The organism is Desulfovibrio diazotrophicus (assembly GCF_902498985.2).
Taxonomy (GTDB): domain Bacteria; phylum Desulfobacterota; class Desulfovibrionia; order Desulfovibrionales; family Desulfovibrionaceae; genus Desulfovibrio; species Desulfovibrio legallii.
Map to the genome: position 1 here is coordinate 1,278,768 of NZ_OX346397.1, position 10,974 is coordinate 1,289,741.

Consider the following 10,974-nt stretch of genomic DNA (forward strand, 5'->3'; position numbering starts at 1 on the left):
GGGTCGTCCCCGTCATGCGCTGCCCTTTGTGCCCAGGCCGGTTATGTCGGCCTGGACGCAAAGGGCAGCGCAGCAGCCGACACCTGGCGACCGTCCTCAGCCTTACGACGCGGGCTGCACCTTTTGGCGGCACCCGCGGCACAGCCTATGGCCCATCATTTTTCGACGCGGGCTGCACAGCGGTTTGCGGCGGCACGCCCCGCCCCACAAAAAATATTTGCAAAAAAGACTTGCCAAGCGTAAATTTTCCGATTATGTATCCCCTTTCAATGACGATGCGGGAGGCTTCGTTTCTGATTTTTTACAACACACTGCATCGGATTACACTTTAAGGCGAACGCCCCAACCCAAGCCCTGTTGCGCAGACAGGGATGGGTTTTTTTCGCCCTGCCGGTGCAAACTTTACTTCCACACCGTGCCCTTACGCTTTCAGGGTGTCGTAACCGCACGTTTTTTTTGCCCACCGGCGCGCCATGAGCGCAGATGCGCAGCCGGGGCGAACCGCCTACCTACTTGAGGTACCCATGGGCCAGCTCACCAAACAGTTCGGCAAAATCAAGATTTCCCTCCCTATCCCCCATCTGCTCAACCTGCAGATAGATTCCTACCAAAAATTCCTTCAGGAAGGCCTGCCGGTAGAGGACCGCAAGCCCGACGAGGGCCTGGAAGGCGTGTTCCGTACCGTTTTCCCCATTGAAGACTTTAATAAAACTGCCAGTCTGGAGTTCGTCAACTACGAAGTGGGCGAGCCCAAGTACGACCAGGCCGAGTGCATTTCCAAAGGCCTGACCTACGAGGCCCCCATGCGCATCAAGGTGCGCCTGGTGGTCTACGACACGGACGAGGCCTCGGGCAACCGCACCATCCGCGACATCAAGGAGCAGGATATCTATTTCGGCACCCTGCCCCTGATGACCGAAAAAGGCACTTTTATCATCAACGGCACAGAGCGGGTCATCGTCAACCAGCTCCAGCGTTCGCCCGGCATCATTTTTGAGCACGACGGCGGCAAAACGCACACCAGCCGCAAGGTGCTCTACTCCTGCCGGGTTATCCCCATGCGCGGCTCCTGGCTGGATTTTGACTTTGACCACAAGGACATCCTCTACGTCCGCATTGACCGCCGCCGCAAAATGCCCGCCACCATTCTGTTCAAGGCCATGGGCATGAGCAAGCGGGATATCCTTGAGTACTTCTACACCACCGAGCACTACCGGCTGGAGCAGAACAACACCCTGTTCTGGGAAGTGCGCAAGGATCTCTATCGCAAGGACAACGCCTACGCCGACATCACCGCGCCCGACGGCAACGTCATTGTGCGCGCCGGCAAGCCCATTACCAAACGCGGCTGGCGGCTCATCTGCGAGGCGGGCATCGAGGCCATTGAAGTGCGCCCCGACGCCCTGGACGGCATGTTCCTTTCCGAAGACGCGGTAAACCCCGAAACCGGCGAAGTGCTGGCCGAAGCCGCGGACGAAATCACCCCCGGCCTGCTGGACCGCCTGCGCGAGGCGGGCATCACGCGGCTTGCCGTGCTGCACACCAAGGGCACGGACACCTCCTCCTCCATCCGCGATACCCTGGCCCTGGACCGCATCCCCGACCAGCAGCGCGCACAGGAAGAGATCTACCGCCGTCTGCGGCCCTCTTCGCCGCCCACGGCCGAAATCGCCGCCAGCTTCTTTGACAACCTGTTCCGCAATGCGGACTACTACGACCTCTCGCCCGTGGGCCGCTACAAGCTCAACCAGCGCCTGGGCCTGGACGAGCCCGCCGACACCCGCATTCTGACGGACAAAGATATCCTCACCGCCATCAAGGTGCTGGTGCAGCTGAAGGACAGCCACGGCCCGGCCGACGACATCGACCACCTGGGCAACCGCCGTGTGCGCCTGGTGGGCGAGCTGGTGGAAAACCAGTACCGCATCGGCCTGGTGCGCATGGAGCGCGCCATTAAGGAACGCATGAGTCTGCAGGAAATTTCCACGCTCATGCCCCACGACCTGATCAATCCCAAGCCCGTAGCCGCAGTGCTCAAAGAATTTTTCGGCACTTCGCAGCTTTCGCAGTTTATGGACCAGACCAACTCCCTTTCCGAAGTGACGCACAAAAGGCGTCTTTCGGCCCTGGGCCCCGGCGGTCTGACCCGTGAACGCGCGGGCTTTGAAGTGCGCGACGTGCACACCTCGCACTACGGCCGCATCTGCCCCATTGAAACGCCGGAAGGCCCCAACATCGGCCTTATCGTCTCGCTGACCACCTTTGCCAAGGTCAACGACTACGGCTTTATCGAAACCCCCTACCGGGTAGTGCGCGAGGGCCGCGTGACCACTGATGTGGTGCATCTGGACGCCAGCCGCGAAGGCGACCAGGTGGTGGCCCAGGCCAACGCCAGGCTGGACGCTCAGGGGAATCTGCTGGACGAATTCGTCACCGTGCGCGTCAAGGGCGAAGTGGAAATGCGCCCGCGCGAAGAAGTGACCCTCATGGATATTTCGCCCAGCCAGATGGTCTCCATCTCGGCGGCGCTCATTCCCTTTCTGGAGCACGACGACGCCAACCGCGCGCTCATGGGCTCCAACATGCAGCGTCAGGCCGTCCCCCTGCTGCGCTCGGAAAAACCCTTGGTGGGCACGGGCATGGAAGTGGACGTTGCCCGCGACTCCGGCGCCTGCATTGTGGCTCCGGCCGACGGGCTGGTGCAGTATGCGGACGCCGACCGCATCGTGGTTTCCTACGAGGGCGATCTCTACCCCAAGCAGGGCGGCGTGCGCGCCTACGACCTGCTCAAGTTCCACAAGTCCAACCAGAACTCCTGCTTCGGGCAAAAGCCCACCTGCTACCCCGGCCAAAAGGTCAAAAAAGGGCAGATTCTGGCGGACGGCCCCGGCATTGACGAAGGCCAGCTGGCCCTGGGCAAAAACCTGGTGGTGGCCTTCATGCCCTGGTGCGGCTACAACTACGAAGACTCCATCCTCATTTCCGAACGCACGGTGAAGGAAGACGTCTTCACCTCCATCCATATCGAAGAATTCGAGGTGGTGGCCCGCGACACCAAGCTGGGACCGGAAGAAATCACCCGAGATATTCCCAACGTCAGCGAAGACATGCTGCGCAACCTGGACGAAAGCGGCATCATCCGCATCGGCGCGGCCGTCAAGCCCGACGACATTCTGGTGGGCAAAATCACCCCCAAGGGCGAAACCCAGCTCACCCCGGAAGAAAAACTCCTGCGGGCCATCTTCGGCGAAAAGGCCAGGGACGTGAAAAACACCTCCCTCAAGGTTCCGCCGGGGGTGGAAGGCACCATTATCGACGTAAAGGTCTTCAACCGCCGCTCCGGCGAGAAGGACGACCGCACCCTGGCCATTGAGTCCCACGACACTGCCGTGCTGGACCAGAAGGAAGCCGACCACATGCGCGCCCTTACGGACCGTACCCGCGAGCTGCTGACCCCGCACGTGCTGGGCAAGCAGATTGCCGCTTCCGTGCCCGGCAAAAAGAAGGGCGACGTGCTGCTGGAAGCGGGCGCCGCGCTGAGCGAAGACGTACTGGCGCAGATTCCCGTCAAAAAGCTGGCCGGGCTCTTCAAAAGCAAGGAAGTCAACGACCAGGTGGCGGAGCAGCTCAAGGGCTATGACCGCCAGGTGGAATACCTCAAGGCCGTCTACGACTCCAAACGCGAAAAAGTTACCGAAGGCGACGACCTGCCCCCCGGCGTCATCAAAATGGTCAAGGTGCACATCGCCATCAAGCGCAAGCTCTCGGTGGGCGACAAAATGGCCGGCCGCCACGGCAACAAGGGCGTGGTTTCCTGCATCTTGCCGGAAGAAGACATGCCCTTCTTTGCCGACGGCCGCCCCGTGGACATCGTGCTCAACCCCCTGGGTGTGCCTTCGCGTATGAACATCGGGCAGATCATGGAAACGCATCTGGGCTGGGGCGCCAAGGAACTGGGCCGGCAGCTGGCCGAACTGGTGGATTCCGGCGCGGCCATGCAGGTGGTGCGCAATGAGGTCAAAGACGTCTTTGCCTCTGAAGACATCAACGCCCTGGTGGACGACATGGACGACGAGGAATTTGCCGCCTCGGTGCGCAAGCTGCGCAACGGCATCGTTACCAAGACCCCCGTGTTTGACGGCGCCACCGAAGAAGAAATCTGGGGCTGGATGGACAAGGCGGGGCTGGCCAACGACGGCAAGACCACCCTTTACGACGGCCGCACGGGCGTGGCCTTCAAAAACCGGGTGACCACGGGCGTCATGTACATGCTCAAGCTGCACCACCTGGTGGACGAAAAAATCCACGCACGCTCCACGGGCCCTTACTCTCTGGTCACCCAGCAACCCCTGGGCGGCAAGGCGCAGTTTGGCGGCCAGCGGCTGGGCGAAATGGAAGTCTGGGCCCTGGAGGCCTACGGCGCGGCCTATCTGCTGCAGGAGTTCCTCACCGTCAAGTCCGACGACGTGACCGGTCGCGTGAAGATGTACGAAAAGATCGTCAAGGGCGACAACTTCCTGGAAGCCGGCCTGCCCGAATCCTTCAACGTGCTGGTCAAGGAGCTTATGAGCCTCGGCCTCAACGTGACCCTGCACCAGGAAGAAGGCAAAAAAAAGCCCCGACGCCAGGAGTTCTTCCAGGAGCGTGAAACCGAGAACTAGGTTTTCGGCGCGGCGCGTTTTTCACGCGCCGCGCCCTTCCGGTTCCGGCCGATCCGGCAAGGCGTAAACGATTCCAACGAGCTTTTATCAAAGCAAGGTACTATAATGAGCCTGGACGATCTTTTCACCGCCCGCGGCACGTCGAGCAACGTGACAAACATCCGCAACCTGAAAGCCATCCAGATTTCCATCGCCTCGCCCGAGGCCATCCGCGAATGGTCTTACGGCGAGGTGAAAAAACCGGAAACCATCAACTACCGCACCTTCAAGCCGGAACGGGACGGCCTTTTCTGCGCCAAAATCTTCGGCCCGGTGAAGGACTACGAGTGCAATTGCGGCAAATACAAACGCATGAAGCACCGCGGCATTGTCTGCGAAAAGTGCGGCGTGGAGGTCATTGCCTCCAAGGTGCGGCGCGAGCGCATGGGCCACATTGAACTGGCCGCGCCCGTAGCGCACATCTGGTTTCTCAAGACCCTGCCTTCCAAGATCGGCACACTGCTGGACATGACCATGGCCGATCTGGAAAAGGTGCTCTACTTCGACTCCTACATTGTGCTGGACCCCGGCCAGACCAACCTGCAGAAGCGTCAGGTCATTTCCGAAGACCAGTACCTCCAGATCCTCGACCACTACGGCAGCGACGAAGTCATGACCGTGGGCATGGGCGCCGAGGCCGTGCGCTCCCTGCTGGAAGAACTGGACCTGGAAAAGCTGCGCCAGGAACTGCGCGACGAAGGCGAGGCCACCAAAAGCCAGACCAAGAAGAAAAAAATCATCAAACGCCTTAAGATTGTAGAGGCTTTTCTGGAATCGGGCAACAAGCCCGAATGGATGATCATGGAAGTCATCCCCGTAATTCCGCCGGAGCTGCGCCCCCTGGTGCCCCTGGACGGCGGGCGCTTTGCCACCTCCGACCTCAACGATCTCTACCGCCGGGTCATCAACCGCAATAACCGCCTGAAGCGGCTTATGGAGCTGGGCGCGCCGGAAATCATCATCCGCAACGAAAAGCGCATGCTGCAGGAAGCCGTGGACGCTTTGTTCGACAACGGCCGCCGCGGCCGCGCCATTGCGGGCACCAACGGTCGGCCCCTCAAGTCCCTTTCGGACATGATCAAGGGCAAGCAGGGCCGCTTCCGCCAGAACCTGCTGGGCAAGCGCGTGGACTACTCCGGCCGCTCGGTCATCACCGTGGGCCCCTACCTCAAGCTGCACCAGTGCGGTCTGCCCAAGAAGATGGCTCTGGAGCTGTTCAAGCCCTTCATCTATTCCGAGCTGGAAAAACGCGGCCACGCCTCCACCATCAAAAGCGCCAAAAAGATGGTGGAGCGGGAAGAGCTGGTGGTCTGGGACATCCTCTCCGAAGTGGTGCGGGAATACCCCATTCTGCTCAACCGCGCGCCCACCCTGCACCGTCTGGGCATCCAGGCCTTTGAACCCCTGCTGGTGGAAGGCAAGGCCATTCGTCTGCACCCGCTGGTCTGCTCCGCCTACAACGCGGACTTTGACGGCGACCAGATGGCCGTGCACATTCCCCTTTCTGTGGAAGCGCAGATTGAATGCCGCGTGCTCATGATGAGCACCAACAACATTCTCTCGCCCGCCAACGGCGGCCCGGTCATCGTGCCCTCGCAGGATATTGTCCTGGGGCTCTATTATATGACGGTGGAGCGCAGCTTTGAACAGGGCGAAGGCATGACCTTCTGCGCGCCGTGGGAGGTGGAATCCGCCTACGACTCCGGCCAGGTTTCGCTGCACGCCCGCATCCATGTGCGCATGCCCGACGGCAAGATCTACAAGACCACCCCCGGGCGCGTGCTGGTCAGCGATATCCTTTCGCCCGGCCTTTCGTTCGATCTGGTCAACTGCGTGCTGACCAAGAAGGCCATTGCCAAGCTGGTGGGCGAAGCCTACCGGCAGTGCGGCATCAAGGCCACGGTCATCCTCTGCGACAAAGTCAAAAACCTGGGCTACGAATTCGCCACCCGCGCGGGCGTGACCATCGGCGTTAAGGATCTGACCATCCCGGTGAAGAAAAAAGATATCCTGGCCGCCTCCCAGGCCGAAGTGGACGACATTGAGCACCAGTACCGCGACGGCATCATCACCCGTACAGAAAAGTACAACAAGGTGGTGGACGTGTGGACCAAGGCGACCCAGGACGTTTCCACTGAAATGATCCGGGAGATTTCCTACGACACGCTCACCGACCCCAAGACGGGCAAGCAGGAGCAGAACTCCAGCTTCAACCCCATCTTCATGATGTCCAACTCCGGCGCGCGCGGCAACCAGGACCAGATGCGCCAGCTGGCCGGCATGCGCGGCCTGATGGCCAAGCCTTCGGGCGAAATCATTGAAACGCCCATCACCTCCTCCTTCCGCGAGGGGCTCTCGGTGCTGCAGTACTTCACCTCCACCCACGGCGCACGCAAAGGCCTGGCGGATACAGCCCTTAAAACGGCCAACTCCGGCTACCTTACCCGCCGCCTGGTGGACGTGGTGCAGGACGTTATCGTTTCTGAACACGACTGCGGCACGGTGGACGGCATTGAGCTTACCCACATCAAGGACGGCGGCGACATCAAGACCCCGGTGTGGGAACGGGCCGTGGGCCGCGTGCTGCTCTACCCCGTGTACGACCCGGAGCAGCCGGATACCGTGCTGCTGCCCGAAAACACGCTGCTCAACGAGCAGGAAGCGGCCGTCCTCAAGGACAAGGGCATTGCCTCCATCACGGTGCGCTCGCCCCTCACCTGCCAGGCCGAACGCGGCATCTGCGCCCTGTGCTACGGGCGCGACCTGGCCCGCGGGCACCTGGTCAACACGGGCGAAACCGTGGGCATCATCGCGGCTCAGTCCATCGGTGAGCCGGGTACCCAGCTCACCATGCGCACCTTCCACATCGGCGGTACGGCTTCAAGCACCATTGAAAAAAACAAGTTCGAAGCCCTCAATCCCGGCCGCGTCATTCTCAGCCGCGTGCGTTCCGTCACCAACCGCGATGGCGTGGAGCTGGTGCTGGGCAAGAGCGGCCAGCTGACCATTGTGGACGCCCAGGGCCGCGAACGCGAAAAATACATTCTGCCCAACGGCGCGCGTCTGCTGGTGCATGACGGACAGGAAGTGGCCCAGGGCACCACCCTGGCTGAATGGGATCCCTTCAACGAGCCCTTTGTGTGCGAAGAAGAAGGCGTCATCCGCTTTACGGACATTGTGGACGGCAAAACCGTGCAGGAAAAGGTGGACGACATCACCCGTCAGGCCAGCCTGACCATCATGGAATACCGCACCACCAACTTCCGCCCGTCCATCTCCATCTGCGACGAGAACGGCAACGTCAAAAAGCGCAGCCACGGCGCGGCCGCGGCGGTCTACAGCCTGCCCGTGGGCTCCATCATTATGATCAAGGATGGCGAGGTCATCCAGCCCGGCGACATCATCGCCCGCAAGCCGCGCGAAACCTCCAAGACCAAGGATATCGTGGGCGGCCTGCCGCGCGTGGCCGAGCTCTTTGAAGTGCGCAAGCCCAAGGACATGGCCGTGGTTTCGGAAATCTCCGGTACCGTCACCTACGAGGGCGAATCCAAGGGCAAACGCAAGCTGATGGTTACGCCGGAAATCGGCGAGGCCAAAGAATACCTGGTGCCCAAGGGCAAGCACATCACTGCGGCGGACGGCGACTTTGTGGAGGCCGGCGACCCCCTCACCGAGGGCTACCCCGAACTGCACGACATTCTGCGTACCCGCGGCGAAAAATACCTGGCCCGCTATCTGGTGGACGAAATTCAGGAAGTCTACCGCTTTCAGGGCGTGGGCATTGACGATAAGCACATTGAAGTCATCGTGCGACAGATGCTCAAAAAGGTCACCATCCTGGATTCCGGCGGCACCAGCTTCCTGGTGGGCGAACAGGTGGACAAAGCCGAATTCAGGCAAGAAAACCTCAAGGCCGTAGCCGAAGGCCGCACTCCGGCCACGGCAGAACCCCTGGTGCTGGGCATTACCCAGGCCTCACTGACCACTTCTTCCTTCATCTCGGCAGCCTCCTTCCAAGAGACCACCAAGGTGCTCACCGAAGCCGCCCTGCGCGGCAAGGAAGACCATTTGCGCGGCCTGAAGGAAAACGTCATCGTGGGTCGGCTCATTCCGGCCGGTACCGGCTACCGTCAGTACGTTAACGGCGACATTGTGGTGCCCGATCAAAAGGAACGTCCCGACAAGTTCCTTGAAGAACTTGAAGAAAATCCCATCTTGGTGGACCTGCACAACGATTAGTCCCAACAAGGGATACACGGTTTCTCAAGCGCGAGGTCCGTAGCGAAAGCTCCGGACCTCGCGCGCATTTTTTTCTCGGGGCAATTTCACAGTGAATCTGCTTTGCCGCCGCGCCCGGCAAAACCGGGCCTGTGGCCGGGCAAAAAGGCCGTATAAAAATTGTTTTCTCCCCTTGACATCCGTACAGGCTTGGCCTTGCGGGCTTTACAGCTCTGCCACAGAAAAATGGAGATTTAATGAGCTTTTTTGAGAAAAAACAATTTGCTACTGTGCATATCTTTGGCACTTATCTGTGCATATAATGGTCATATACGGCAAAAGCCTTGTCGCTTAAGGCTTTGCAGCCCATGCCCGCAAGCTGGCTGAACAAAAAATAATAAATGATTTTTGCTTGTTATATGTTTAAGCCTTTGGGGAAAGCGTTTTCCGTCTCTGCCGCAAACCCCAGCTAATCCTGCGTTGCCCTCGTCCTATCCTTTGGGCTACAAGGCGGCATGCAAGAACAATGGGCAAAAATTTCCGAAAATCTCAAGAAAATGCTTGATTCCGGCGTTTTCAAGGTTTGGATTGCCCCTCTCCACGCCACCGTGGGGGTGGACAGTCTGCAGCTTACAGCACCCAGCGCCTTTGTAGCCCACTGGCTGGAACACAAGATGCTCCCCGCCTTGCAGCAGGCGGCGGCCCCCGTACTGGGGCTGGACCCCGCAGCCATTGCCGTGAAGGTAGGGGTGGCGACGGACCGCCGCGCCCGCGAAGCCGACCCGGCGCCCTCCCGCCCGGCAATTGTAACCGACGCCGGCGCTGCGCCGCGCCTCAAGGAAAGCGCTGCACCGACGGCGCGCGTGTCGCGCCGGGCAGAGCAGGCCCCCCTGCCCCTGCCCCTGCCCGCCTACCGCCCGGCTCCGGCGCTCTGGCGCTATTCTTTTGCAGATCTGGTGGTGGGCCCGCCCAACCACATGGCCGTGGCCGCTGCTCAGGACATGAGCCAGCGCGGCGGCTGTGTGCAGACCCTTTTTGTCAGCTCTGCTTCCGGCCTGGGCAAAACCCATCTGGCCCAGGCCGTGGGAAGGGCCATTGCAGACCAGGGCGAGGCCGCCAGGGTGGGGTATTTTACGGCCGAAGAATTTGCCACCCGTTTTGTTTGTTCGCTCAAATCCCACGATGTGGAAGGCTTCAAATCCCGCTTTCGCAATCTGGATATGCTCCTGCTGGAGGACGTGCACTTTTTTCAGGGCAAGGAAAAAATGCAGGACATGGCCCTGGCCGTGGTCAAAAACCTGCAGGCCAGGGGCGGCCGCGTCATTTTCACCTCATCTTTTTCACCGCGCGAGCTGCAGCATGTGGACAGCCAGCTGGTCTCGCACTTCTGTTCCGGCATCCTTACTGACATGGGTCGCCCCACCGAGGAAATGCGTCGCCACATTCTGGAACGCAAGGCCCGCAGCTTTCAGGTGCTCTTGCCCGACCCGGTCTGCCAGCTTCTGGCCAGCCGTCTCAACGGCGACGTGCGTCAGCTGGAATCCTGCCTCAACAGCCTGGTTTTCAAGGCCCGTCTGCTCAATTGCGGCCTCAATGTAGACCTGGCTATGGAGGTGCTCAGCCAGTACGCCAGCGTGTGCTGTGAGCCGGATTTTCCCACCATTCTCCGTCTGGTCTGCCAGAGCTACGGCCTCAACGAACGCCAGCTGGCCTCGCGCTCCCGCCGCAAGGAATGCGTCCAGGGCCGCAACCTGGTCTATTATCTGGCCCGCAAGCACACCAGCCTGACCCTGGAACAGATCGGCGAAAAATTTAATCGCCGCCACTCCACGGTCATCAAGGGCATTACCTCGGTGGAGCGTGAACTTTCCAAAGAAAGCTCCCTCGGCCGCCAGATGGCCCGCGCCGTGCAGCTTATTGAGCGCAACGCCGGTCTGTCCGCCGTGCAGTAGCGCCCTGTCGGCCTGCCAGAGGGTTTTATGACAAACGACAAGCCCCGCACGGCTCTTCTTCGACCCGGCAGGGGGCGTCTGCTTACGCCACTGCTAGATCATTG

The 10,974-nt window shown here is 60.5% G+C and carries 3 protein-coding genes; all 3 read left to right on the forward strand.

Features of this window, described 5'->3' with window-relative positions:
• The first annotated feature begins 524 nt into the window (after window positions 1-524).
• The 3 genes from rpoB to J7I12_RS05565 all read left to right on the forward strand — a co-directional run bounded on the left by rpoB (window position 525) and on the right by J7I12_RS05565 (window position 10,870).
• On the forward strand, window positions 525-4,661 hold the full coding sequence (gene rpoB / locus J7I12_RS05555) for a DNA-directed RNA polymerase subunit beta (RefSeq protein ID WP_118230071.1): 4,137 nt from the start codon (window positions 525-527) through the stop codon (window positions 4,659-4,661).
• Window positions 4,662-4,766: 105 nt separating this feature from the next.
• Window positions 4,767-8,939, forward strand: coding sequence for a DNA-directed RNA polymerase subunit beta' (gene rpoC / locus J7I12_RS05560; RefSeq protein WP_118230070.1), 4,173 nt, complete (start codon window positions 4,767-4,769; stop codon window positions 8,937-8,939).
• A gap of 494 nt (window positions 8,940-9,433) precedes the next feature.
• A complete protein-coding gene (locus J7I12_RS05565; RefSeq protein WP_118230069.1) occupies window positions 9,434-10,870 on the forward strand; it encodes a DnaA ATPase domain-containing protein in 1,437 nt (478 codons plus the stop codon).
• The last annotated feature ends 104 nt before the right edge of the window (window positions 10,871-10,974 follow it).